Origin of the sequence: Cellulosimicrobium sp. NPDC057862, from assembly GCF_042797035.1 — a bacterium.
Lineage (GTDB): Bacteria > Actinomycetota > Actinomycetes > Actinomycetales > Cellulomonadaceae > Cellulosimicrobium.
On sequence record NZ_JBHVMH010000016.1, the window covers coordinates 1 to 24,317 of the forward strand.

Annotated in this window: 25 protein-coding genes; 5 read left to right on the forward strand and 20 right to left on the reverse strand. The window is 73.2% G+C overall.

The window, feature by feature from the left end; genetic code table 11:
* Positions 1–39: 39 nt before the first annotated feature.
* From ACFVN3_RS16785 to ACFVN3_RS16845, 13 genes are all read right to left on the reverse strand, one after another.
* Positions 40–1,170 (reverse strand): adenosine deaminase, encoded by a 1,131-nt coding sequence (locus ACFVN3_RS16785; protein ID WP_378234066.1) that lies wholly within the window; start codon positions 1,168–1,170, stop codon positions 40–42.
* 63 nt (positions 1,171–1,233) lie between these two features.
* On the reverse strand, positions 1,234–1,473 hold the full coding sequence (locus ACFVN3_RS16790) for a hypothetical protein (protein ID WP_378234067.1): 240 nt from the start codon (positions 1,471–1,473) through the stop codon (positions 1,234–1,236).
* An 85-nt stretch (positions 1,474–1,558) separates the two neighbouring features.
* A complete protein-coding gene (locus ACFVN3_RS16795; protein ID WP_378234068.1) occupies positions 1,559–2,467 on the reverse strand; it encodes a hypothetical protein in 909 nt (302 codons plus the stop codon).
* On the reverse strand, positions 2,464–2,808 hold the full coding sequence (locus tag ACFVN3_RS16800; protein ID WP_378234069.1) for a DUF202 domain-containing protein: 345 nt from the start codon (positions 2,806–2,808) through the stop codon (positions 2,464–2,466). The genes ACFVN3_RS16795 and ACFVN3_RS16800 overlap by 4 nt, the downstream gene beginning before the upstream one ends.
* Positions 2,805–3,224 (reverse strand): YidH family protein, encoded by a 420-nt coding sequence (locus ACFVN3_RS16805; RefSeq protein ID WP_378234071.1) that lies wholly within the window; start codon positions 3,222–3,224, stop codon positions 2,805–2,807. The genes ACFVN3_RS16800 and ACFVN3_RS16805 overlap by 4 nt, the downstream gene beginning before the upstream one ends.
* Before the next feature lie 18 nt (positions 3,225–3,242).
* Positions 3,243–4,508 carry a thymidine phosphorylase gene (locus ACFVN3_RS16810; RefSeq protein WP_378234143.1) on the reverse strand — a complete coding sequence of 422 codons (1,266 nt, stop codon included), beginning with the start codon at positions 4,506–4,508 and terminating at the stop codon, positions 3,243–3,245.
* A 140-nt stretch (positions 4,509–4,648) separates the two neighbouring features.
* On the reverse strand, positions 4,649–5,122 hold the full coding sequence (locus tag ACFVN3_RS16815; protein WP_378234072.1) for a cytidine deaminase: 474 nt from the start codon (positions 5,120–5,122) through the stop codon (positions 4,649–4,651).
* Between the two features lie 13 nt (positions 5,123–5,135).
* Positions 5,136–6,431, reverse strand: a complete 1,296-nt coding sequence (locus tag ACFVN3_RS16820; protein ID WP_378234073.1) for an ABC transporter permease — start codon at positions 6,429–6,431, stop codon at positions 5,136–5,138.
* Entirely contained in the window at positions 6,428–7,729 is a 1,302-nt protein-coding gene (locus ACFVN3_RS16825; RefSeq protein WP_378234145.1) for an ABC transporter permease, read from the reverse strand. The genes ACFVN3_RS16820 and ACFVN3_RS16825 overlap by 4 nt, the downstream gene beginning before the upstream one ends.
* Before the next feature lie 11 nt (positions 7,730–7,740).
* Positions 7,741–9,375 carry an ABC transporter ATP-binding protein gene (locus tag ACFVN3_RS16830; RefSeq protein WP_378234074.1) on the reverse strand — a complete coding sequence of 545 codons (1,635 nt, stop codon included), beginning with the start codon at positions 9,373–9,375 and terminating at the stop codon, positions 7,741–7,743.
* Positions 9,376–9,543: 168 nt separating this feature from the next.
* Positions 9,544–10,638 (reverse strand): BMP family protein, encoded by a 1,095-nt coding sequence (locus ACFVN3_RS16835; RefSeq protein WP_378234075.1) that lies wholly within the window; start codon positions 10,636–10,638, stop codon positions 9,544–9,546.
* 226 nt (positions 10,639–10,864) lie between these two features.
* Positions 10,865–12,085 (reverse strand): amidohydrolase, encoded by a 1,221-nt coding sequence (locus ACFVN3_RS16840; protein ID WP_378234077.1) that lies wholly within the window; start codon positions 12,083–12,085, stop codon positions 10,865–10,867.
* Positions 12,082–13,230 carry a mannose-1-phosphate guanylyltransferase gene (locus ACFVN3_RS16845; RefSeq protein WP_378234079.1) on the reverse strand — a complete coding sequence of 383 codons (1,149 nt, stop codon included), beginning with the start codon at positions 13,228–13,230 and terminating at the stop codon, positions 12,082–12,084. Before ACFVN3_RS16845 ends, ACFVN3_RS16840 begins: the two co-directional genes overlap by 4 nt.
* Positions 13,231–13,463: 233 nt before the next feature.
* Between ACFVN3_RS16845 and sdhC the strand changes: the two genes are divergently transcribed.
* The 4 genes from sdhC to ACFVN3_RS16865 all read left to right on the forward strand — a co-directional run bounded on the left by sdhC (position 13,464) and on the right by ACFVN3_RS16865 (position 16,975).
* On the forward strand, positions 13,464–13,847 hold the full coding sequence (gene sdhC, locus ACFVN3_RS16850) for a succinate dehydrogenase, cytochrome b556 subunit (RefSeq protein WP_081772373.1): 384 nt from the start codon (positions 13,464–13,466) through the stop codon (positions 13,845–13,847).
* Positions 13,847–14,308, forward strand: a complete 462-nt coding sequence (locus tag ACFVN3_RS16855; protein ID WP_047233508.1) for a succinate dehydrogenase hydrophobic membrane anchor subunit — start codon at positions 13,847–13,849, stop codon at positions 14,306–14,308. The genes sdhC and ACFVN3_RS16855 overlap by 1 nt, the downstream gene beginning before the upstream one ends.
* A 67-nt stretch (positions 14,309–14,375) precedes the next feature.
* Entirely contained in the window at positions 14,376–16,208 is a 1,833-nt protein-coding gene (gene sdhA / locus ACFVN3_RS16860) for a succinate dehydrogenase flavoprotein subunit (RefSeq protein ID WP_378234080.1), read from the forward strand.
* The gene (locus ACFVN3_RS16865; protein WP_378234081.1) at positions 16,208–16,975 is read left to right on the forward strand and encodes a succinate dehydrogenase iron-sulfur subunit; all 768 of its coding nucleotides are present in this window, start codon (positions 16,208–16,210) and stop codon (positions 16,973–16,975) included. Before sdhA ends, ACFVN3_RS16865 begins: the two co-directional genes overlap by 1 nt.
* A 177-nt stretch (positions 16,976–17,152) precedes the next feature.
* Here the strand turns inward: ACFVN3_RS16865 and ACFVN3_RS16870 are convergent, their stop codons facing one another.
* The 7 genes from ACFVN3_RS16870 to sigE form a co-directional block, all read right to left on the reverse strand.
* A complete protein-coding gene (locus tag ACFVN3_RS16870; protein ID WP_378234082.1) occupies positions 17,153–18,307 on the reverse strand; it encodes a YihY/virulence factor BrkB family protein in 1,155 nt (384 codons plus the stop codon).
* Positions 18,308–18,317: 10 nt separating this feature from the next.
* Positions 18,318–18,881, reverse strand: coding sequence for a 2'-5' RNA ligase family protein (locus tag ACFVN3_RS16875; protein ID WP_378234083.1), 564 nt, complete (start codon positions 18,879–18,881; stop codon positions 18,318–18,320).
* Complete coding sequence (gene trpS, locus ACFVN3_RS16880) at positions 18,878–19,969, reverse strand: tryptophan--tRNA ligase (protein WP_378234085.1); 1,092 nt, start codon at positions 19,967–19,969, stop codon at positions 18,878–18,880. The genes ACFVN3_RS16875 and trpS overlap by 4 nt, the downstream gene beginning before the upstream one ends.
* Before the next feature lie 71 nt (positions 19,970–20,040).
* The gene (locus tag ACFVN3_RS16885; protein ID WP_378234086.1) at positions 20,041–20,391 is read right to left on the reverse strand and encodes a twin-arginine translocase TatA/TatE family subunit; all 351 of its coding nucleotides are present in this window, start codon (positions 20,389–20,391) and stop codon (positions 20,041–20,043) included.
* A gap of 9 nt (positions 20,392–20,400) precedes the next feature.
* Positions 20,401–21,858, reverse strand: a complete 1,458-nt coding sequence (locus tag ACFVN3_RS16890) for a S1C family serine protease (protein ID WP_378234087.1) — start codon at positions 21,856–21,858, stop codon at positions 20,401–20,403.
* Entirely contained in the window at positions 21,855–22,817 is a 963-nt protein-coding gene (locus ACFVN3_RS16895) for a zf-HC2 domain-containing protein (RefSeq protein WP_378234089.1), read from the reverse strand. The genes ACFVN3_RS16890 and ACFVN3_RS16895 overlap by 4 nt, the downstream gene beginning before the upstream one ends.
* On the reverse strand, positions 22,814–23,440 hold the full coding sequence (sigE, locus tag ACFVN3_RS16900) for an RNA polymerase sigma factor SigE (protein ID WP_378234090.1): 627 nt from the start codon (positions 23,438–23,440) through the stop codon (positions 22,814–22,816). Before sigE ends, ACFVN3_RS16895 begins: the two co-directional genes overlap by 4 nt.
* Before the next feature lie 251 nt (positions 23,441–23,691).
* Here sigE and ACFVN3_RS16905 point away from each other — a divergent pair, with 251 nt between their 5' ends.
* Positions 23,692–24,297, forward strand: a complete 606-nt coding sequence (locus ACFVN3_RS16905) for an O-methyltransferase (protein WP_269430019.1) — start codon at positions 23,692–23,694, stop codon at positions 24,295–24,297.
* Positions 24,298–24,317: the final 20 nt, after the last annotated feature.

The window sequence follows — 24,317 nt, forward strand, 5'->3', positions numbered from 1 at the left end:
TCACGGCACCACGGTCGTGCTCGGCAACCCCGGGAAGGGTCAGAGCTGCGCGCCCTGGACCTCCTGGTAGCCCGGCAGGATCACGTCGTCGACGAGCGCGCGGCGCTCGTCGTGGTGGACGAACGCGCTCCACGCGGCGGTCATCGTCACGTCGGCGAGGTCGTCGATCGTCCACCCGGCGTGCTCGACGAGCAGCGCCATCTCCTGCGTCATCGTCGTGCGCGACATGAGGCGGTTGTCGGTGTTGAGCGTGACGGCGAAGTCGAGCTCCTTGAGGCGCGTGATCGGGTGCGCCGCGACCGACGTCGCCGCCCCGGTCTGCACGTTGGACGACGGGCAGAGCTCGAGCGGGATCTGGTGGTCGCGCACCCAGTGCGCGAGGAGGCCGAGCGCCGCAGTCCCGGACTCGCCCTCGGCGCTGTGCGGGAACTCGGGGTCGAACGTGATGTCCTCGACGATGCGCACGCCATGGCCGATCCGGCTCGCCTGCCCGAGGTGCACGGCCTCGGCGATCGACTCCGGGCCGGCGGCCTCGCCCGCGTGGATGGTGACGGGGAAGTTGTGGTCGGCGAGGTAGCGCCAGATCTCCGCGTGGCGCGACGGCGGGAACCCGTCCTCGGCGCCGGCGATGTCGAACCCGACGACGCCGTTCGCGCGGTTCGCGACGGCGAGCTCGGCGATCTCCTGCCAGCGGTCGGCGTGCCGCATGGCCGTGACGAGCTGCCCGACGCGGATGGTGCGCCCCTCGGCGGCGGCCTCGGCGACGCCCTGCTCGATACCGGACTGCACGGCGTCGACCGTCTCCTGGAGGGAGAGGCCGCGCTGCAGGTGCTGCTCGGGCGCCCAGCGCTGCTCGGCGTACACGACGCCGTCGCGCGCGAGGTCGAGCACCGCCTCGCGCGCCACGCGGGCCAGCGCGGCGGGGGTCTGCATGACCGCGATGGTGTGGTCGAACGTCTCGAGGTAGCGCACGAGCGAGCCGGAGTCGGCCGACTCGGCGAACCAGGCGCCGAGGGCCTCGGCGTCGCCCGCGGGGAGCTGGTGACCGACGTCGGCGGCGAGCTCGAGGATCGTGGCGGGGCGGAGCCCCCCGTCGAGATGGTCGTGCAGCACGACCTTGGGCAGCGAGCGGATGACGTCGACCGTCAGGGGGGCGTTCTCGGTGGTCATGCGCTCACGGTACCGGCCGGTACGCCTGCGCTCGCGCCGAGCGGTCGCCCGGTGCCCGGCCGGTCAGGCGTAGTCGTCCTCCTCGCCCGGCACGGCGGACGCCTGCTCGACGACGTCGGCCTCGTTCGCCTCGCCCTCGAGGTCCGGTCGCGCGGTGCGCGGACGGTACTCGTCGCCCTCGTGCTCGGCGTCGTCGACGCCGGGACCGGCGTCCTCCGACTCCTCGACCAGGCTCACGACCTCGTCGTCCTGCTCGACCAGGCCGGCGTCCCGCCACGCGTCGTTCCCGGGCACGGTGCTCATGGCGACTCCTCACCTGACGACTCGGCGCGCGCCACGGACGTGGCGGCGCCTCCATCCTCGCGCCGGGTGCGGGGGCTCGCCAGCCCTACCGGCCGGCGGGCAGGAGGGCCCAGCAGACGTGCGGCCAGCCCCCGAGCGCGCGTCGCACCTCCGGTGACCGCACGCCGTCCAGCAGCGACCCGGCGTCCAGGTCGTGCACGGTGCCCGACGACGGCTCGTAGACCCGGCACCGGCGCGCCTGCGCGTCGGCGTCCGTGAGGAGCACGACGTGGCGCGGCACCGCCGTCGCGATCCCGAGCGCGAGGTCGCCGCCCGTGAAGAGGGGCACCGGCACACCGCGCGCGGCCGCGACGAGGGCGGCCCGGACCACCCGCTCGCTCCCAGCACCGACGACGACGCGCTCGGCGTAGCGCACGTCCGCGTAGCACGCGGCGCGCGCGGCGCCCCACGGCGGTGTCCCGAGGGCGGCGGGCCACGGCAACGGCCCGAGGGCTCCGCGGTTGGTGCGCCGCTTCACCGCCTGCTGCAGCTCCCCGAACCGTGCCGAACCGCCCGACCAGGACCGGCCGCCGGGCCGCGGGTCGTCCCCGGGGCGCAGGCCCGTGGCGAGCCACAGGGCGAGCACCGGGTCGCCGGCCGCGGCGAGCAGGCCGAGCACGGCCGAGCCGCACGTCGTCGCGTCGGTCTGGCGCGCGGGATCCCCGCCGAGCTCGAGCGGTCGGGTCGGGCGGTCGCGTGACACCTCGGGAGCGGCGCGGCCCAGCGGGTCGACGACGGCGCGCCGGGTCCTCGGGTCGAGCGCGCCGAGGGTCGTGGCGAGGGCCCGCACCCGCGAGACGGGGTGGCCCGCGCGGCGGGCGAGGTCGAGCGCGCGCTCCGTGCCGCCGTCGGGCCGGTAGAGGGCACGGGGCGGTGGTCCCGGCACCGCCCGGGCGGCCATGAGCCGCGCGAGGTCGGTGACCCGGAGCGCGCCGAGCGCGCCGGGGACGTTCACGCCGCTCCCAGCGCCCGGCCGAGCGCCCAGACGGCACCCACGAGGGCCAGCACGACGACGAGGCTCGCGACGCGCACGAGGAACGACCACGAGTACAGCCGGCCGCTCCCGGGCAGCCCGCCGGTCGGGGACCGGAGCACGGCGGGGACGAGCGCCAGCACGCCGACGGCGACCGCCGCGCACACGGTCACCGTCGATCCGGAACGGAGGCCGGCTGCCGCGAGGACGAGCGACCCGACGACCACGCCGAGCACCGTCCGCTGCCACGCGAGCGCCGTGCGCTCGGGCTGCAGCCCCTCGTCGCGGGGCGAGGGAGCCGACGGCTCGGGGGCAGCGCTCATGACCCGGTCGCCGACCCGACGGCGTACCCGGCGAGCAGGAGCGCGAGGATGACGACGCCGACGACGAGCACGGGCAGCCCGCTCGGCGCGGGCAGCCGCCGACGCAGGCGCAGCGCGCGCTCGTTGCGGCGCCAGGAGACGAGCGCGTAGCCCGCGAACCCGGCGCCGGCGAGGCACGCGACGCCGGCGACGACGTCGAGCACGCCGGGCATGTCGGCGAACGTCGCGAACGACGTCAGCGCGACCCCGCCCGCGACGAGCCCCAGCCCTGTCCGGACCCACGCGAGCGCGGTGCGCTCGTTCGCGAGGCTGAACCGCGCGTCGGGCTCGGTCCCCACCCCGTACACCGAGCGGGGCCGGCGCGCGTCGGCCGGTGCCTCGGCGCCCGCCCGGACGTCCTGCTCGTCACCGCCCACGGTCAGCGCACGCCCACGTCAGTCCACGCGGTCCAGGACGACCGGTCGACGCTCGACGACGGTGCCCGGGTCCGCGATCGCCCACGCCCCCTCGAGCGCCTGCACGGCCCGCTCGAAGCGCTCGGGCGTGTCCGTGTGCAGCGTCATGAGGTGCTGCCCCTTGCGCACGGTGTCCCCCGGCTTGGCGAACAGCTCGACGCCCGCTCCCGCCTGCACGGGGTCCTCCTTGCGCGCGCGCCCTGCGCCCAGGCGCCACGCGGCGACCCCGACGGCGTACGCGTCGAGCCGCTCGAGCACACCGTCGCGATCGGCCACGACGTGCTCGCGCTCGCGCGCCACCGGCAGCGGGGCCCGCGAGTCGCCGCCCTGCTCGGCGATCATCTCGCGCCACTTGTCGAGCGCGCGCCCGCCGACGAGCGCGTGCCGCACGTCGTCCTCGTCCTGCGGGCGACCCGCACCGGCGAGCATCTCGAGCGCGAGCGCGACCGTGAGGTCGACGACGTCCTGCGGCCCCGCGCCCTTCATCACCTCGACCGACTCGCGCACCTCGAGCGCGTTGCCCGCGGTGAGGCCGAGCGGCGTCGACATGTCCGTGAGCAGCGCGACCGTGCGCACGCCGGCGTCGGTACCGAGGTCGACCATGGTCCGCGCGAGCTCGCGCGCCGAGTCGAGCTCCTTCATGAACGCACCGGAACCGACCTTGACGTCGAGCACCAGGGCCCCGGTGCCCTCCGCGATCTTCTTGCTCATGATCGAGCTCGCGATGAGCGGGATGGACTCGACCGTCCCCGTGACGTCGCGCAGCGCGTACAGGAGCCGGTCGGCGGGCGCGAGCCCGGAGCCCGCCTGGCAGATCACCGCGCCGACGTGCTCGAGCGCGTTCATCATCTGCTCGTTGGTCAGCGCCGCGCGCCAGCCCGGGATCGCCTCGAGCTTGTCGAGCGTGCCGCCCGTGTGCCCGAGGCCGCGCCCGGAGAGCTGCGGCACCGCGACGCCGTACACCGCGACGAGCGGCGCGAGCGGCAGCGTGATCTTGTCCCCCACGCCTCCGGTCGAGTGCTTGTCCGCGGTCGGTCGCGAGAGCCCCGAGAAGTCCATCCGCTCGCCCGAGGCGATCATCGCCTGCGTCCAGCGGCCGATCTCGGTCCGGTCCATGCCGTTGAGGTAGATCGCCATCGCGAGCGCGGCCATCTGCTCCTCGGCGACGACGCCGCGCGTGTAGGCGTCGATCACCCAGTCGATCTGTGCCGCGTCAAGCCGCGCGCCGTCGCGCTTCGTCCGGATGACGTCGACGGCGTCGAACGGCTCGGGAGCCGGCCCCTCGCCGTCCGCTCCCCCGGCGTCGCCGTCGGCCCCGACGGGCGCCTCCGCCGTCGCGTCCTGGTCCTCGGTCCCGCCACCCTGCGGGGTCACGTCGTCGCTGGTCACGAGCGCTCCTCCAGATCCTCGGGCCCGAAGGCGTCGGGCAGCACGTCCCTCATCGTCTTGATACCACGCACGGTGTCGACCAGCAGGTCGGGGCCCCCGTGCTCCCACAGGAGCTGTCGGCAACGCCCGCACGGCATGAGCGTGTCCCCGTGCCGGTCGACGCACGCGAACGCGACGAGGCGGCCCCCGCCCGTCCCAACGAGCGAGCTCACGAGCGAGCACTCGGCGCACAGCGTGACTCCGTACGCGGCGTTCTCGACGTTGCACCCGACGACGACGCGCCCGTCGTCGACGAGCGCGGCGGCGCCCACCGGGAAGCCCGAGTAGGGGGCGTACGCGCGGGCCATGATCTCGCGCGCGGCGTCGCGCAGGGCGTCCCAGTCGACGGACGGCCCGACGGCGGTCCCGCCCGGGTCCGTCCCCTCGCCCGGCCGGGGTTCGGCGTCGTGCACGTGCGGCAGGTCGGTCATCGGCACCGTGGCCTCACTTCACGTAGGGGATGCCCTCGGCGGCCGGCGGGCGCACGCGCCCGACGAGACCCGCGACGGCGAAGATCGTCACGACGTAGGGCGTCATGAGCATGATCTGGCTCGGGATCGGCGTGCCGACGATGCCGAGCACCGTCTGCAGGTTGTCGGAGAAGCCGAAGAGGAGCGCCGCGACGAGCGCGCCGACGGGGTTCCACCGGCCGAGGATCATGGCCGCGAGAGCGATGAAGCCCTTGCCGCCGGTCATCTCCTTGCCGAACGCGAGGCCCGCGGCGACCGTGAAGAACGCGCCGCCGAGGCCGGCGACCGCGCCGCCGAGGATCGTGTTGCGCACGCGGGTCGCGTTGACCTTGATGCCCACCGTGTCGGCGGCCTTGGGGTGCTCGCCGACCGCACGCAGGCGCAGGCCCCACCGGCTCCGGAAGAGGAAGACCTGGAGCAGGATCACGACGACGTACATGATGTAGACGAGCAGCGTCTGGCGGAAGAGCACCGGCCCCACGACGGGGATCTGCGACAGCACCGGGATCTCGATCACGGGGAGCGGGGTCCGCGTGTTCCACGTGCCCGGGTCCTCGGTCAGCACCGTGGAGTACAGGTAGCTCGTCACGCCCACGACGAGCACGTTGAGCACGACGCCGACGATGATCTGGTTCACCCAGTACTTCACCGAGAAGATCACGAGCAGCACACCCACGAGAGCGCCCGCGATCGGGGCCGCGATGAGGCCCGCGTACGCGGACGACGTCAGCGACGCGACGACCGCGGCGAGGAAGGCCCCGGCGAGGAGCTGGCCCTCGATCGCGATGTTGATGATGCCGACGCGCTCGCACAGCACGCCCGAGAGCGCGCCGAACACGAGCGGGACCGCCAGGAAGAGCGAGCCCTGCAGCAGCCCCGTGAGCGGGATCGCGGACTTGCCCGCCCCCGCCCAGCTCAGGAAGGCGAAGACCACGGCGACGCCGAACACGATGGGGAGCCAGACGCCGACCTTGCGCCGGTCGCGCGCCGCCCAGAAGGACAGCCCTGCGAGCAGGAGCGCGAGGATCGACAGGAACAGGGACGCTCCCGTGGAGCTGACCGTGATCGGCTCGATCTGGAAGAAGTCGTTCGCCGTCGAGAGGCGGAACGTCGTCTGCTGCCCGCCGGCGGGGAGCAGGGCGAAGAAGACCAGCGACAGCAGCCCGATGACCGCGTACGCGACGGGGGCCTTCCAGCTGATGGGCGGCAGCGGCTTGGCCGCGCGCTCCGGCGCGGCGGCCGGCGCCGGGGTGGTGGTCGCGGTGCTCATGCTCCGGCCTCCTGCGTCGTGGTGGTGGTCGTGGCCGCCTTGGCCCGCCGTCTCGCGGCGTGACGCTCGGCGCGCGTCGGGCCACCCGGGGTGGGGAGCCGGAAGATCGCCCGCACGAGCGGCGGGGCGGCGATGAAGAGCACGATGAGGGACTGCACGACGAGCACGATGTCGATCGGCGTCCCGGTGCGCGCCTGCATCGCGAAGCCGCCCGCGCGGAGGGCGCCGAAGAGCAGACCGGCGAGGACGGTGCCGAGCGGCCGGGAGCGACCGAGGAGCGCCACGGTGATCGCGTCGAACCCGAAGCTCGCGGCGACGCCGGCGGTGAGGACCTTCTCGGTGCCGAGCACCTGCGCGGCGCCGCCGAGACCGGCGAGCGCACCGGCGATGGCCATGACCCAGACGGTCACCCACGCCACGGAGATGCCCGCCGTGCGCGCCGCGTGCGGGTTCTCGCCGACCGCGCGGAAACGGAAGCCGAGCGTCGAGCGCTCCATGAGCCACCACACGCCCACGGCCACGAGCAGGGCGAGCACGAAGCCGAGGTGCAGGCGGAAGCCCTCGCCGAGCAGCAGCGGGAACGTGGCCGAGCTCGGGATGGGCGGGCTGATCGGGTTGCTGCTGCCCGGGCGCTGGAACGCGGGCGTCGTGAGCAGGTACGCCACGAGGTAGACCGCGATGTTGTTGAGCATGATCGTGACGATCACCTCGTGCGCGCCCGTCCTGGCCTTGAGCACGCCCGCGATGCTCGCCCAGATCGCCCCGCCGAGCGCGGCACCGAGGACCGCGAGCAGCAGGTGCAGGCCGGGGGGCAAGGAGAACGTGAAGCCGATGAACCCGGCGAAGATGCCGCCCAGGATGATCTGGCCCTGCGCACCGATGTTGAACAGGCCGGCGCGGAACCCGATGCCGAGGCCGAGGCCCGCGAGGATGAGCGGGGTCGAGACCGTCATGGTCTCGGTCAGCGGGCGGAGGGCCCGCTGGAGGTCGGGCGCCTGGAAGTTGATGACGGCGCCCTGGAAGAGCGCGCTGTAGGCGCCGAACACGGCGTTCCAGACGGCCTCGAAGAAGTCCGCCGGCCGCGCGAAGAAGTAGGTCGCGGCCTCCTGGACCTCCGGGTCGGCCGCCGCGATGAGCACGCCGCCGAGGACGAGGGCCGCGACGATCGCGAGCAGCGAGACGAGCCAGCTGCTCTCCAGCATCTCGCGCAGGATGCTCGCTCCGGCCGGCGGCCGGGGCTTCGTGGTGTCGCTCGGCGGCGCGGGCGTCGGCGGGACGGCCGCCGCGTCGTCGGGCATGGCCTGCTGGGTCACTGGATCTCCTCCTCGCGGGCGTCGGCGTCGGCCAGGTCGACATCGACCCCGGCGCTCGACGGCGCGTCTCCCGCCTCGATGTCGGCCTCGCCGAGGGTGGTGCGGTGCTCGGCCGCCTGCGCGACGGCCTCGTCGAGCGGGACCCCCGCCATCATGAGCCCCAGCACGTCGCGGTCCGTGCCGCCGGGGACGACGCCGACGATGCGACCGCGGTACATCACGGCGATCCGGTCCGCGAGGGCGAGCACCTCGTCGAGCTCGGTCGAGACGATGATCACGGGGGTGCCGTTGTCGCGCTCCTCGACGACCCGCTTGTGGACGAACTCGATCGACCCGACGTCGAGCCCGCGCGTCGGCTGCGACGCGATGAGCAGGCGCAGCGGGCGCGACATCTCGCGCGCGAGGACGACCTTCTGCTGGTTGCCGCCGGAGAGGTTCCCGGCCGGCACCTCGACCGTCTGGGTGCGGACGTCGAACTCGACCACCCGCTGCTCGGCGTTGTCGCGGATCGCGGCCCGGTTGAGCGCGCCGCCGCGCGAGTAGGGGGGACGGTCGAAGAGGTCGAGGACGAGGTTCTCCTCGACGGAGAACGTCCCGACGATGCCGTCCGTGCTCCGGTCCTCCGGCACGTACCCGACGCCGGCGGCGAGCACGTCCGACACCCCGCGGCCGACGAGCTCCTTGCCGTCGAGCGTGATCGAGCCGGCGACGGGCTTGCGCAGGCCGACGATCGTCTCGGTGAGCTCGGTCTGCCCGTTGCCCTGGACGCCCGCGAGGACGAGGATCTCGCCCCGCGCGACGTCGAGGCTCACGCGGTCGACGACCGCGGTGTCGAGGTCGTCCATCACCGTGAGGTCGGTGACCCGGAACGTCGCGTCGCCCGGCTCGGCCGTCGTCTTCTCCACGCCGAGCGAGACGGAGCGGCCGACCATGAGGGACGCGAGCTCGGTCTCGCTCGCGCTCGGGTCCGCGGTCCCGACGACCTTCCCGCGGCGGATGACCGTGATGCGGTCCGCCACGGCACGCACCTCGCGCAGCTTGTGCGTGATGAAGACGATCGACGTCCCCGCGGCCTTGAGCTGTCGCATGATCGCGATGAGCTCGTCGGTCTCCTGCGGGGTCAGGACCGCGGTCGGCTCGTCGAGGATGAGCACGCGCGCGTCGCGCGACAGCGCTTTGATGATCTCGACGCGCTGCTGCACGCCGACCGGGATGTCCTCGACCATCGCGTCCGGGTCGACCTCGAACCCGAAGCGGTCGGAGATCTCCTGGACCAGCCGCCGCGCGCGCCGGGCGTCGATGAGACCGGCCCCCTTCACGGGCTCGTGGCCCAGCGCGACGTTCTCCGCCACCGAGAACACCGGGACCAGCATGAAGTGCTGGTGCACCATCCCGATCCCTGCGGCCATGGCGTCGCCCGGTCCGGTGAAGGCGACCGGCTGGTCGTCGACGAGGATCTCGCCGTCGTCCGGGTCGTACAGGCCGTACAGCACGTTCATGAGCGTGCTCTTGCCCGCACCGTTCTCGCCCAGCAGGGCGTGGATCTCGCCTGGCTCGATCACCAGGTCGATGTGGTCGTTCGCGACCAGGGACCCGAACACCTTCGTGATCCCGCGCAGCTCCAGCTTCACCGGGCGGCCTCTCTGAGAACAGGGAACTCCATCGAACCGTACTTCCGTCGCGTCGTCGCCTCGTGCGTCGCCTCATGACGACGGTGGCCCGGGCGGGCTCGCCCGGGCCACCGTCCCGCCGGTCCCGGCCGCCGCAGCGGGCACGGGACCGACGGTCTCAGAGAGTCGTCACGGGGTGTTGGTCGACTCCACGACCAGGTCCCCGGCGATGATCTGCTCCTGGTACTGGGCGAGCATGTCCTGCAGCTCGGCCGGCACCTTGTCCTCGAAGTCGTGGAACGGCGCGAGGCCGACGCCCTCGTTCTCGAGCGTGCCCACGTAGGGCTCGTTGGTGAAGTTGCCGTCGACCGACTCGCTCACCGTGTCGAAGACCGCCGGACCGATCTGCTTCATCACCGAGGTGATGATGATGTCGCCGTACTCGGTCGTGAGGAAGCCGTCCGAGTCGACCCAGATGATCTTCGCGCCGCCGCTCTGCGCGGCGGCCGCCGCACCGAGACCCACCGGGCCGGCGACGGGCATGATGATGTCCGCGCCCTGGTCGATGAAGCCCTGCGCGAGGTTCTGGCCGTTCGCCTGGTTCTCGAAGTCACCGGTGAAGGAGCCCGTCTGGGCCGCCTTGTCCCAGCCGAGGGTCTTGACCTCGGTGCCGTTGTCCTCGTTGTACTTCGCGACGCCGTCGACGAAGCCGTCCATGAAGATGGCGACCGACGGGATCTGGATGCCGCCGAACGTGGCGACCGTGCCCGTCTCGGTCATGCCCGCCGCGAGGTAGCCCGCGAGGAACGCGGCCTCGGCCGTGTTGAAGAGGATCGGCTTGGCGTTGTCGATCTCGACCGGGTTGAAGTCCGCGTCGGAGAACGACGAGTCGATGAGGGCGAAGTTCGTGTCGGGGTTCGCCTCCGCCGCTGCCTGGATCGGGTCCTCGAGGAGGAAGCCGACGCCGATGACGAGGTTGCAGCCCTGCTGGACGAGGTTGTCGATGTTCGGCGCGTAGTCCGTGTCCGCCGAGGACTCGACCTCGGTGGCCGTGATCCCCAGCTCGGACTCCGCCTGCTCCAGGCCCTCGAAACCGGCCTGGTTGAAGGACTGGTCGTCGAAACCGCCGGCGTCGGACACCATGCACGCGGAGAAGTCGGAGTTGCCGCCCGCGGTGTCGTCGCCGCCGCCGGTCGTCTCGTCGTCCTCGGGTGCGGCGCCGCACGCAGCCAGCGCGAGCGCGGCGACGGCCGCGAGCGCGGTGACCTGAGTCGCTCTCTTCACCTGATAGCTCCTGTCGTTCTCGTAGCAGGGCCGCGCAGGGAAGGACCCCTGGGTCCTCCCGAGCTCCGTTGCACGGGAGGACCGGTCCGTCGGCCTCTATAGGACCGAACACTAATCAGCCGGAGGGGTCCTGCACGTTACTTGTCGGTAACGCCGCTGCTTCGTTATGCAAGCGTCACTTTGCGTCTGAGGCGTGACACACCCCTGTCCACGGGTCGGGACCGCTTCACCCGTCCTGACCGGCGGCGACACGGGCGAGCAGGCGCATCCCCGCGTCGACCGCGCGCTCGTCGACCTGGAGGTCGCCCTGGTGGATGTCGTAGCTGCGCCCCCCGGGGGTCCGCGTGCCCAGCCGCGCCATCGCGCCCGGGACCTTCGTGAGGTACCAGGCGAAGTCCTCGCCGCCGAGCGACTGCTCCGTCAGGAGCACCGAGTCCGGGCCGAGGACGTCGCGCGCCGCGGCCTCGAGCAGGCCGGTGCAGCGCTCGTCGTTCTCCACCGGCGGCACGCCGCGCGTGTGGTGCACGGTCACCTCGACCTCGTAGGGCGCGACGACCTGCTCGACGGCGTCGTGCAGCACCTGCCCCGCGAACTCCCACGCGCGCACGTCGAGGCAGCGCAGCGTGCCGCGCACCGTCCCGGTGCTCGGGATCGCGTTGTGCGCGGACCCCGCGTGCACGGCACCCCACGTGAGGTTCACGCCCGAGCGGGGGTCGAGCCGCCGGCCCAGCACCGCGGGGACCTGGGTGATGACCTGGCCCAGCGCGTAGACCACGTCACCCGTGAGGTGCGGGCGCGAGGTGTGACCCCCGGGCGACGCAATGGTCACGGAGACCTCGTCGGACGCCGACGTGATCGGACCGATGCGCGTCCCGATGCGTCCGACGTCGACCTTGGGGTCGCAGTGCACCGCGTAGATCTCGTCGACGCCGTCCATCGCGCCCGTGGCGAGGACGTCGAGCGACCCGCCGGGCTGGACCTCCTCCGCGGGCTGGAAGACGAGCCGCACGCCGCGGCGCAGCTCGCCCTGCGCGTGGAGGTCGGCGAGGACCAGGCCGGCCCCCAGCACCACCGCGGTGTGCACGTCGTGGCCGCAGGCGTGCGCGACGCCCGGGACCGTCGAGGCCCACGGGAGGTCGCACCTGTCCTGCAGCGGCAGCGCGTCGATGTCGGCACGCAGGGCGACACGGCCAGGGACGCGCGACGACGCAACGACCGCCCCGTCCCCGGGCTGCGGGCCGACGTCGCACACGAGCCCCGTGCCGGGCAGGAGCCGCGGCTCGAGCCCCGCGGCACGCAGCCGGTCGGCGAGCAGCGCCGTCGTCCGGGTCTCGGCCCGCGAGACCTCCGGGTGGGCGTGGATGTCGCGGCGGATCGCCACCACCTCGTCCACGTGGCGGGCGACGGCGGCGCCGATGCGGGCGGCGAGAGTCACGTCGGCGGTCACAGGAGCTCGTCCATCCCGAGCTCGCGCACCGTCTCGACCATCGACTTCACCTGCTGCGCCCGGGCGCGCGTGGTGACGAGCAGCGCGTCCGGGGTGTCGACGACCACGACGTCGTCGAGGCCGAGCACCGTGACGACGCGATCGCTCGCGGGCACGACCACCGACCCCGCGCTCTCCCGCCGGACGACGCGGCCCGTGTCTCCGAGGACCTTCGAGCCGGCACCGTCGACCGAGGGCAGCAGCGCGGCGAGCGAGTTGAAGTCGCCCACGTCGTCCCAGCCGAACGTGCCCGGCACCACCGCCACGCCGCCGACGGCGGCGACCGGCTCCGCGACGGCGTGGTCGATCGCGATCCGCTCGAGCGCGGGCCAGCGCTCGGCGAGCACACGGTCGCGGTCCGGGCCGTCCCAGACGGCGGCGATCGCACGCAGGCCGTCGTGCAGCTCGGGACGCTGGTCGGCGAGGTGTCCCAGCAGCACGGAGGACCGCACGATGAAGATGCCGGCGTTCCACCGGTACTCGCCGGACGCGAGGTAGCGCTGCGCGGTCGCGGCGTCCGGCTTCTCCGTGAAGCCGCGCACGTGCTGCGCGCTCGGCGCCCCCGTGACGCCGAGCGGCGCGCCGCTGTGGACGTAGCCGAACGCCGTCGACGGCCGGGACGCGGCGATGCCGATCGTCACGACGTAGCCCGCCCGGGCCGCCTCCACCGCCTCGCGGACCGACGACTCGAACGCGTCCCGGCCCGTGATGACCTGGTCCGCGGCGAACGACCCGACGACGACGTCGCCGTGCCGCTGCTCGAGGACGGCTGCGGCGAGCCCGATCGCCGCCATCGAGTCCCGCGGCGAAGGCTCCGCCAGGACGTTCTCGGCCGAGAGCCCGGGGAGCTGGGTGCGCGCCGCGGCGACGTGCCGGTCCCCCGTGACGAGGACGACGCCCTGCTCGCCCGCGAGCGGCACGAGCCGGTCGACCGTCGCCTGGAGCAGCGAGCGGCCCGACCCGGTGAGGTCCAGGAGGAACTTGGGCGAGCCCGCGCGCGAGAGCGGCCACAGCCGCGTGCCCGCCCCTCCCGCCGGGACGACGGCGTGGAAGGCGGGGATCGGCGCCGCGGGAGCGGCGGACGAGGGGTGAGGCGAAGAGGCCATGGGGGCAGCATAGTGAGGCGCGCAGTTCCCCCGCGGGCTGTGGGATCAGTCACAAACCCCCCGCGCAGGGCCGTTCCGCCGCCTCCGACGGTCCGCATCATGACGCCGATGTCACTATGGTGGAAGCCCAGAGACCGATGCCGACGACGGTCCCGCGGTCCGGACTGAGGGAGTTCCGGTCCACGGCCGGACGTGACATCTCCCCCCTGATCTCGCCACAGGAGGCCCCCAAAGTGCCCAGTGCACCAGCTGGCACGCTCTACCGCGGCCGTGAAGGCATGTGGTCGTGGGTCGCGCATCGCGTGACCGGCGTGCTCATCTTCTTCTTCCTGCTCGTCCACGTGCTCGACACGGCGCTCGTCCGGGTCTCGCCCGAGGCCTACAACGCCGTCATCGGGACGTACCAGACGCCGATCATGGGCCTGGGCGAGGCGGGACTGGTCGCGGCCATCGTGTTCCACGCCTTCAACGGCATCCGCATCATCCTCGTCGACTTCTGGGCCAAGGGCCCGCGGTACCAGCGCACCATGCTCTGGATCGTCGTCGGCCTGTTCGTCGTGACGATGGCGGGCTTCCTGCCGCGTCACCTCATGAACGTCTTCGGAGGGGGGCACTGATGTCGACCACGACCACGGCCTCGGCGGTGGCGAGCCCGCGCGACCCGTACAAGCGTCGCAAGGCCACGCGCAGCAACTACGAGCTGTACAGCTGGATCTTCATGCGCGCCTCCGGCGTCGTGCTGATCGTCCTCATCTTCGGGCACCTCTTCGTCAACCTCATGGTGGGCGAGGGCGTGCACGCGATCGACTTCGGCTTCGTCGCCGGCAAGTGGGCCTCGCCGTTCTGGCAGATCTGGGACCTGCTCATGCTGTGGCTGGCCATGTTCCACGGCACCAACGGCGTGCGCACGATCATCAACGACTACGCCGAGCGTGACGGCACTCGCCTCGTCCTCAAGCTCGCGCTGTACCTCGCGTTCACGATCGTCACGGTCCTCGGCACGCTCGTGATCTTCACGTTCGACCCGTGCCCCGCGAACGCGCCGGCCGAGCTGCTCGCGTCGTTCTGCACGGCCTGAGCACACCCCGCAACTCGCCCCCGTCTTCACGCTCCACCCGGCTCTCTCCCAGGAGGCATCGACCCCGATGCAAACCCATCAGTACGACGTCGTCATCGTCGGCGCAGGCGGCGCCGGGATGCGCGCGGCGCTGGAGTCGTCCGGCAAGGTCCGCACGGCCGTCATCTCCAAGCTGTACCCCACGCGCTCGCACACGGGCGCCGCGCAGGGTGGCATGTGCGCCGCCCTCGCGAACGTGGAGGAGGACAACTGGGAGTGGCACACGTTCGACACGGTCAAGGGCGGCGACTACCTCGTCGACCAGGACGCCGCGGAGATCATGGCCAAGGAGGCCATCGACGCGGTCCTCGACCTCGAGCGCATGGGCCTGCCGTTCAACCGCACGCCCGAGGGTCGCATCGACCAGCGCCGGTTCGGCGGGCACACCCGCAACCACGGCGAGGCCGCGGTGCGCCGCTCGTGCTACGCCGCGGACCGCACCGGCCACATGATCCTCCAGACGCTCTACCAGCAGTGCGTCAAGCAGGACGTCGAGTTCTTCAACGAGTTCTACGTCCTCGACCTCATCACGGACCACGACCTGTCGACGGGCGAGATCCCCGACGGCGAGCCGGTCACCGCGACCGGCGTCGTCGCCTACGACCTCGCGACCGGCGAGATCCACGTGTTCCAGGCGAAGGCGATCATCTTCGCCACCGGCGGCGCGGGCAAGATCTTCAAGACGACGTCCAACGCGCACACGCTCACGGGCGACGGCATGGCCCTCGCCTACCGTCGCGGCCTGCCGCTGGAGGACATGGAGTTCTTCCAGTTCCACCCGACCGGCCTCGCCGGCCTCGGCATCCTCCTCTCGGAGGCCGCGCGCGGCGAGGGCGGCATCCTGCGCAACTCCGACGGCGAGCGCTTCATGGAGCGCTACGCCCCGACGATCAAGGACCTCGCCCCGCGCGACATCGTCGCCCGCTCGATGGCGAACGAGGTCCGCGAGGGCCGCGGCGCCGGGCCGAACAAGGACTACGTCCTGCTCGACCTCACGCACCTCGAGCCCGCGCACATCGACGCGAAGCTCCCGGACATCACCGAGTTCGCCCGGACCTACCTGGGCATCGAGCCCTACACCGAGCCCGTCCCGGTGTACCCCACCGCGCACTACGCGATGGGCGGCATCCCGACCAACGTCGAGGCCGAGGTCCTGCGCGACAGCCACAACGTCGTCAAGGGCCTCTACGCCGCCGGCGAGGTCGCGTGCGTGAGCGTCCACGGTTCCAACCGCCTCGGCACCAACTCGCTGCTCGACATCAACGTCTTCGGCAAGCGCGCGGGCCGCACCGCCGCCGCGTACGCCGCGACGGCGTCGTACACCGAGCTCCCGGAGAACCCCGCCGCGGCCGTCGTCGCGCAGCTCGAGGAGATGCGGAACCGGCCCGACGGCGAGCGCGTCGCCGACGTGCGCAAGGCGCTCCAGGAGACCATGGACGCCAACGCCCAGGTGTTCCGCACGGGCGAGTCGCTCAACCAGGCCCTCGCGGACATCCGCGACCTGCAGAAGCGGTACAAGAACGTCTCGGTCCAGGACAAGGGCCGGATGTTCAACACCGACCTGCTCGAGGCCATCGAGCTCGGCTTCCTCCTCGACATCGCCGAGGTCACGGTCGTCGCGGCGATCAACCGCAAGGAGTCGCGCGGCGGTCACTACCGCGAGGACTTCCCGGACCGCGACGACGCCAACTACATGCTGCACACGATGGCGTACCGCCGCCCCACGTCGGCCAGCGACGTCGCCGACGGTCACGTCGCCGGCTACTTCGACCACGTCGAGGCGTTCGACGGCTACAAGGTCGCCCTGGGCTCCAAGCCCGTCACCCAGACCCGGTACGAGCCCATGGAGCGGAAGTACTGATGACTGCCACACTCGAGAGCCCCGCCACCGAGGCCAAGGCCGGCGAGATCCCCTCGTTCGAGGTCACGCTCCGCATCCGGCGCTACCTCCCCGAGTCGGAGCACGGCGAGGACGCGTACTGGGACGAGTTCACCGTCCTGGCCCACGGCACCGACCGCGTGCTCGACGCCCTGCACAAGATCAAGTGGGAGAACGACGGCTCGCTCACGTTCCGTCGCTCGTGCGCGCACGGCGTGTGCGGCTCCGACGCGATGCGCATCAACGGTCGCAACCGCCTCGCGTGCAAGACGCTGCTCAAGGACGTCAACCCCGACAAGCCCATCACGGTCGAGCCCATCAAGGGCCTGCCGGTGGTCAAGGACCTCGTCGTGGACATGGAGCCGTTCTTCGCGTCCTACCGCGAGATCATGCCGTTCCTCATCACGTCCGGGAACGAGCCCAGCAAGGAGCGCCTCCAGTCCGCCGAGCAGCGTGAGCGCTTCGACGACACCACCAAGTGCATCCTGTGCGCGGCGTGCACGTCGTCGTGCCCGGTGTTCTGGACCGACGGCCAGTACTTCGGCCCCGCCGCGATCGTCAACGCGCACCGGTTCATCTTCGACAGCCGCGACGAGGGCGCCACGCAGCGCCTCGAGATCCTCAACGACAAGGAGGGCGTGTGGCGCTGCCGCACGACCTTCAACTGCACCGAGGCCTGCCCCCGCGGCATCGAGGTCACGAAGGCCATCCAGGAGGTCAAGCGCGCGATGATCACGCGCGCCTTCTGATCTCTCTCGCACGTCCCGCACGGAGGGCGCCGACCGGCACGGTCGGCGCCCTCCGTCGTGCACGGGGGCACGGTCCGCATGGTCGGGTCGGGGATGGCCGGAGCCGTGGGGATTCTCGCGTGAAGGGCTGCCTGGCGGCGGAGGACGGCGACGAGAAGCCGGCACCGACGTCGGCTGCTACGCGCCGCGCGGGAGGCGGGCCCGACGGACCCCGCGCACGATCGGGCTCCAGGGCCTGCCGGACCCCTGGCCGGCACGGAGTCGTTCCTCCACCGAGACGAGCACGGCCGCCGAGCGCTCGGCGTCCTCGGTCGCCGCGTGCCGGGCGGCGCGCACGTGCCGCGCGTCGGTCGTGGGGGTGCCGTCGACGACCGGGAGCTCGGGGCGGCCGTCACGAGCGTGCCGGGGCCCGTCGGGCTCCGGGTCGGGCGGGCGGGGCGGGTTCGCCATCCAGGCGCACACCGCGAGGAGGATGCGCGCGGTGAAGTTCACGAGGACGAGGAGCGTGACGAGGACGGCGAAGGACGCGAGGAGCGCGTTCCTGCTGGCGCTGCCCGCGACGAACGACGACCCGAGGTAGCGGAGCACCCCGAACGCGACGGCGGCGGTGAGCGCCCCGACGAGGAGGTCGCGGCGGCGCACGTGGACACCGGCGAGCAGCGTGACCACCACGACGACGACCAGGGCGTCGAGCAGGATGCTCACCACGAGTCCGGCACCCGTCACGAGGAGCGCGGGCCCGCCCGAGATCCCGAGCGCCTCCAGGAGCTGGTAGCCGATCGCGGAGACGGCGATGCTGGCGACGGCGGAGACGAGCATGCTCAGCGCGAGGAGGAAGAACCCGAGGAGGGCGCGCGCCCGGGCGAGCAGCGCGCTCTGGCCGACATCGCTGACGCCGAACATGGTCCGGACGGCGCCGCGCAGGTGGTACATGAACGTGACGACGGAGAAGAGCAGCACGACCCCGGCCACGATGCTCGTGACGCTGAGCCCGGGCGGGAGGAGGAGGTCGTCGGGGTCGATCACGCCTTGCGCCCCGTCGACCGCGATGAGTCCGGGGACGAGCTCGTTGATCTCGCCGAACACGGCGTCCATGAGTTCCGCGCTGCCGCCGAGCACCTGCATGAAGACCGTGTAGCCGATGGTCAGGGCGGCGAAGAGGGAGAACAGGGCCGAGTACGCGATCCCGCCGCACAGGAGCGCACCACGTGCGTAGAGGTAGCGGTAGGTCGCGCGCCCGGCCCGGCTGTCCTTCCACCACTCGACGAGCACCTCCACGCGCTCCCTGGTGCGCGTGACGGCGCCGGGGGCGGGAGGGCGGGGCGACGTCACGCCCCGAACCTTACGAGGCGGTCGCGGTCCCGGCATCCGCGGTCAGCGGGAAGACCTGCTCCGGACGCCACACGCCGTCGTCGCCGTGCTCGTAGAGGGAGAACCCTGCGACCTCGAACCGCGCCTCGTAGGTGGCCATCTCGTCGAACGCGGCGTCGAGCGCGGCGTCCGGCACCTCGTGCGCGACCGTGACGTGCGGGTGGTAGTTGAACCGGAGGTCCTGGGCGAGCGGACCGGTACGGATGGTGCTCTCGAGGTGCTCGCACTCGGCGATGCCCTCGACCACCTGGATGAACACCACGGGCGAGATCGGCCGGAACGTGGCGCTGCCGCGCAGGTGGACCTGGAACGGCGCGGCGGTGGCGGCGACCGCGGTGAGGTGCGCCCGTGCCGAGTCGAGCTCGGCCGGGTCGAGCACCGTCGGCCCGAGGAGCGTGACGTGGGGCGGGATCGACCGCGCGAGCGGGTCGCCGAACCGTGCGCGCGCGTCCTGGAGCTGCGTCGCGAACGGTTCGGGCACCTCGATCGCGATGCCGATCCGCACCTGGTCCGGCCCACGCTCCGGGAGGTTCACGCGGTCGGCCCTCCGACGGGCAGGAGGCCGACGCGGTCGTAGATGCGCGCGAGCGTCCCGGCGGCGATGTCACGCGCCTTCTGGGCACCCCGCGCGAGCACCGCGTCGAGCTCCGCGGGGTCCGCGAGGTAGGTGTTGGCTCGCTCCTGGAACGGCACGAGGAAGTCGACCACGACGTCCGCGAGGTCGACCTTGAGCCGTCCGTACCCCTGGCCGTCGTACTCGGCGGCGATCGCCTCGACGTCGCGACCGGTGAGCGCGGAGTAGATGGTGAGGAGGTTCGACACGCCGGGCTTGGCGACCGGGTCGTACCGGATCTCGGCGTCCGAGTCCGTCGCGGCCGACCGGATCCGCTTCGCGGCGACCTTCGGGTCCTCGAGGAGCCAGATGACGCCCTTGCCGTTCGACGACGACTTGCTCATCTTCGCGGTGGGTTCCTGGAGGTCGTAGATCTTCGCCACCGAGCGGACGATGTGCGCCTCCGGCACGACCGCGGTCCCGTCGCCGAAGCGGGCGTTGAGGCGCTCGGCGAGGTCGCGGGTGAGCTCGAGGTGCTGACGCTGGTCCTCACCGACCGGCACGAGGGCCGCGTCGTAGAGCAGGATGTCCGCCGCCATGAGGACGGGGTACGTGAAGAGCCCCACGGTCGTGCCGTCGGCACCCTGCTTCGCCGACTTGTCCTTGAACTGGGTCATGCGCCCGGCCTCGCCGAAGCCCGTCTGGCAGGACAGCACCCAGGAGAGCTCCGCGTGCTGCGGCACGTGCGACTGCACGAACAGTGCGGACCGCTCCGGGTCGACACCGCCGGCGAGGTACTGCGCCGCCGTGCGGCGGGTCCGCTCGCGCAGACGCTCCGGGTCGGGGTTGACCGTCAGGGCGTGCAGGTCGACGACGCAGTACAGCGCGTCGTAGGAGTCCTGGAGCGCGACCCACTGGCGCAGGGCACCGATGTAGTTCCCGAGCTGGAGCGAGTCCTCCGTGGGCTGCATGCCGGAGAGGATCCGGGGCTTGGTGCTCGTCGGGTTCCCGGTCGCCTGCGCGGTCTCCGGGACCGGTGCCGGACCGGTGTGCGTCGCCTCGATGGACATTGCTCCATTCTGACAGGTGGTGCCGTGCCGGAACGAATCGCCTCCCGCTCCGGGAGGGAGCGGGGCTGGCGTCAGGTGGCCTCGTCGTCGAACGGCGCGGCGCCCCCCTGGGGCACGGACGACGGCGCCGGGGGCGGCGGCGGGGCGACCCGCTCGCGCGGTGGCTCGTCATCGTCGAGGAGCGCCTCGCGCACGATCCGGCGCGGGTCGTACTGGCGGGGGTCGAGCTTCGACCAGTCGACGTCCCCGATCTCGTCCCCGATCTCGGCGTCGACCCGGGCCTTGGCGTCCCGCAGGTACCCCCGGGCGGACCGGACGAACGACCCGAGCTGCTCCGCGTAGCGCGGCAGGCGCTCAGGACCGATGACGACGACCGCCACGACGAGGAGCACGACGAACTCGGCTCCGTTGATCCCGAACACGCCGACAGACTACTCGCTCGTGGCCTCGTCGAGGACGACGCGGACGTCGCGCTCCTGGTCGCCCGTGCGGACCCGCAGGGTCACCGCGTCCCCCGGTGCCTTCGCCCGGATGGCGACGATGAGCTCGTCCGACTCCGTGACGGGCCGGTCGTCGATGGAGAGGATCACGTCCCCGGGCCGGATCCCCGCGGCGTCGGCCGGGCCGTCGGGCGTCACCGCGGGGTTGCCGGCCTGGGCCTGCGTCGAGACCTGCACGCCCTCGCCCTGGTACCCCTGGTCGAGCAGCACGCCGATCACCGGGTACGTCGCGACGCCGTCGGCGATGAGCTGCTCCGCGGTCCGGCGCGCCTGGTTGGACGGGATGGCGAAGCCGAGCCCGATGCTCCCGGTCGCCGACTGGCTGCCCGGCGGCTGGGCGATGGCGGAGTTGATGCCCACGACCTCGCCGCGCCCGTTGACGAGCGGGCCTCCGGAGTTGCCGGGGTTGATCGCCGCGTCGGTCTGGATCGCGTTGATGAACGCGGTCTCGGCCGCGGCGCCGGCCTGGACCGGCCGGTTGAGCGCGCTGATGATGCCCGTCGTGACGGTCCCGTTGAGGCCCAGCGGGGCACCGACGGCGACCACGGGGTCCCCGACGACGACGCCGTCGGAGTCGCCGAGCGCGAGCGGCGTGAGCCCCGTGTCCTCGACCTTGACCACCGCGAGGTCGTAGTCGACGGTCCGCCCGACCAGCTCGGCGGGACTCTCGTGCCCGTCCGAGAACAGCACGACGACGTCCCCGCCGTCGGCGGCCGACGCGACCACGTGGTTGTTCGTGAGGATGTACCCGTCCTCGCGGAGGACGAAGCCGGACCCCGTGGCGACGCCGTCGGTCCCGCGGACCTGGAGCGAGACGACGCTCGGCAGCACCGTGCCGGCGATGTCTGCCACCGACCCCGCGGGGCGGTCCGCGCCCGGCTCGACGCTGGCGGGCGGCAGGGCCGACGTGTACGGGCCGGGCGAGTCCTGCCCGAGGAGCCGGTCGGCCGCGACGCCGCCGAGCGCGCCCGCGACGAGCGCGAGCACCGCGACGCCGGCCACGGCCGCGGGGCGCAGCCCGCGCCGGGACGGCGGGCCGGCGGCGCCCCGCGGGACCCCGACGAGCGTCGGGTCGACCGACCCGCCGGGTCGCGTCGGCGCCGACGGCGGCTCGGGCTCGCCGAACGAGCGCAGGGTCTGCCACGGGTCTGCGGGCCCTGGCGCGGCAGCCGGTACCGCGGCCGGGACCGGCGACGGCTGCGGGGCCACGCTCGGAGGCGGGACGGTCGCGCGCGGCGGGGGCGGGACCGGGCCGGGGCCGACCGGCGCCGACGGCGGGACGGGCGGCACGCTGCGGTACGCGGACGGCGGTGCGAACGGGTTCCGTGCGGCGTCGGGCGCCCCGGCGTGCTCCGGGCCGGACTGAGGGCCGGTCTGGGGGTCGGTCATGAGGTGCCGAGCGCTCCTGTCATGGTCGTCCAGCCCCGGGAGATGCGCGCCGGGACCCCGGCATCGTAGTCACGTGCGGGGAAGGCCGCCACGAGGGCGGCGACCGTCTCCTGCTCGGTGTCGGCGACGACGTCGATCACCGTGTCGCCGGACTGCCAGACCACGTGCCACGGCGCCTCGGACAGCACGTGCACCCGACGGCCGCCGACGTCCCACGTCTCCCCGCCCGCGAGCGCGGCGGTGTCCAGGAGGCCCGCCTGCTCGCGGACCACGGCCTCGCCGCCCGGCGCTTCCAGGTCGATCTCGACGACGCCGCGCGCGGCGTCGTCCCGGACGTCGACCACGCCGAAGCCCTCCGGGAGCGTCGTGGGGCAGGTCCAGCCCTGGGCGTCGAGCGCCGCGAGCGCCGCGGCGCCGTCGGGAGCGGCACCCGCACCCTCGGCCTGGTCCGCGGTGCGCACCCCTCCCACGACGAGCGCCCCGGTGGCCCGGGGCGCGGCCTGCGCCAGCACGCTGAGCGGGTCGCTGCGGTGGAGCTCGGGGGTGACGAGCGGGCTCTCCCCCAGCGCGAAGAGGCCGACCGCCGCGACGCCGACACCCCCGACGACGAGACCGACGACCCGGCGACGCACCGCTCCCCGGCGAACCTCCCCGCTCCACGCACCGCGCGGGAGGGGGACCGGCTGCGCCCAGGGGTCACCCGTCACGGGCGGCGCCGAGCGGAGCGGGTCGCCGTCGGTCGAGGGGATCTGGGCCGACAGGGCGAGCAGGCGCGTCGCGAGGTCGGGCGCGGGCTCGACCGGGCCGGCGCTGCTCAGGGCCCGCCGGGCGGCGCGCGCCGCCGACAGCTCGGCCGCGCACCGCGGGCAGCACGCCACGTGCTCGAGGGCACGCTCCGCCTCGGCGGGCGTGAGCTGCCCGTCGACGAGAGCGGAGAGGCGGGAGCCGAGGTGCGTCACGCCACCCCCCGGGCGGCCACGGGCGTCGGGACGTCGTCCGACGCCGGGCGGTCCGCGGGGTCGCGGTGCGGCAGCGCGGCGCGGAGCTGGGACCGCGCGCGGTGGATGCGGGAGCGGACCGTGCCGAGCTTGATCCCCAGCGTCACGGCGATCTCCTCGTAGGACAGGCCCTCGATGTCGCACAGCACGACGGCGGCCCGGTACTCGGGCGAGAGCGCGTCGAGCGCGCGCTGGACGTCGTGGTCGAGGTTGGCGTGCTCGAAGCCGCGCTCCGGCTGGGCCTCGGAACGGGCCGGGTACTGCCCGTCGTCGTCGCCCATGGCCTCCATGCGGATGCGCTGCTTGCGCCGGACCTGGTCGAGGAAGAGGTTCGTCGTGATGCGGTGCAGCCAGCCCTCGAACGTGCCGGGGGTGTAGCTCGACAGCGAGCGGAACACCCGCACGAACGTCTCCTGCGTGAGGTCCTCGGCGTCGTGCCGGTTCCCGGTCAGGCGGTACGCGAGCCGGTACACGCGCGCCGAGTGCTCGCGGACGATCTCGTCCCACGACGGCGGCACCCACGCGCTCCCGTCGTGCGTCCCGTGCGTGCTCGTCCCTGGTCGTGCGTCGTCCACGTCGTCCATCGTCCCAGAAGAACGCCTGGCCACCTCCCCGTGTTCCCCCTCTCGCGCGGGACGTGCGCGCGACGTCCACGGCCCGTGCACACACGCCCGGCGCGGGAGCGGGCCGCCGTGGGAGGGGGCGGGTACGATCCGAGACAGCGCACCCGCCAGGGGCACCCCGTCCCGGGCCGCACGCGCGGACGACGGACCACCAGGAGGCACCGATCACCAGCGACGTCGGCACCCACCGCAGCGCGAAGGCGGCGAGCTGGGTGTACAGCGAGGAGTTCGTCCCCGAGGACGAGGTCCTCCTGCGTGCGCGCGACCGCGCCGCCGAGCTCGGCTGCCCGACGGTGCTCCCCGGCGTCGGGGCGGTGCTCCAGGTTCTCGCCGCGTCGCTGGCCGCCCGCGCGGTGGTCGAGATCGGCACCGGCACGGGCGTGGCGTCGCTCTGGCTCCTGCGCGGGATGCCGGCCGACGGCGTGCTCACGACGATCGACGTCGAGGTCGAGCACCAGCGCGCGGCGAAGGAGGCCTTCGCGGAGGAGGGCGTGCCCTCGGCGCGGACCCGCACCATCCCGGGTCGCGCGAGCGAGGTCCTCCCCCGGCTCACCGACGGCGCCTACGACCTCGTCCTCGTGGGCGCGGACAAGCACAGCTACCCCGAGTACGTCGAGCAGGGCCTGCGCCTGCTGCGCCCGGGCGGCGTGCTCGCGGTCGACGGCGCGCTCTCGCACGACCGGGTCGCCGACCCGGCGCGGCGCGACGAGGTGACGACGATCGTCCGCGAGGTCGGCCGGTCGCTGCGGTCGGACGAGCGCGTGCTGCCCGCGCTGCTCCCGAGCGGCGACGGCCTGCTGCTCGCCGTTCGCCGCTGAGACGATCGGGCGGGCGCGGG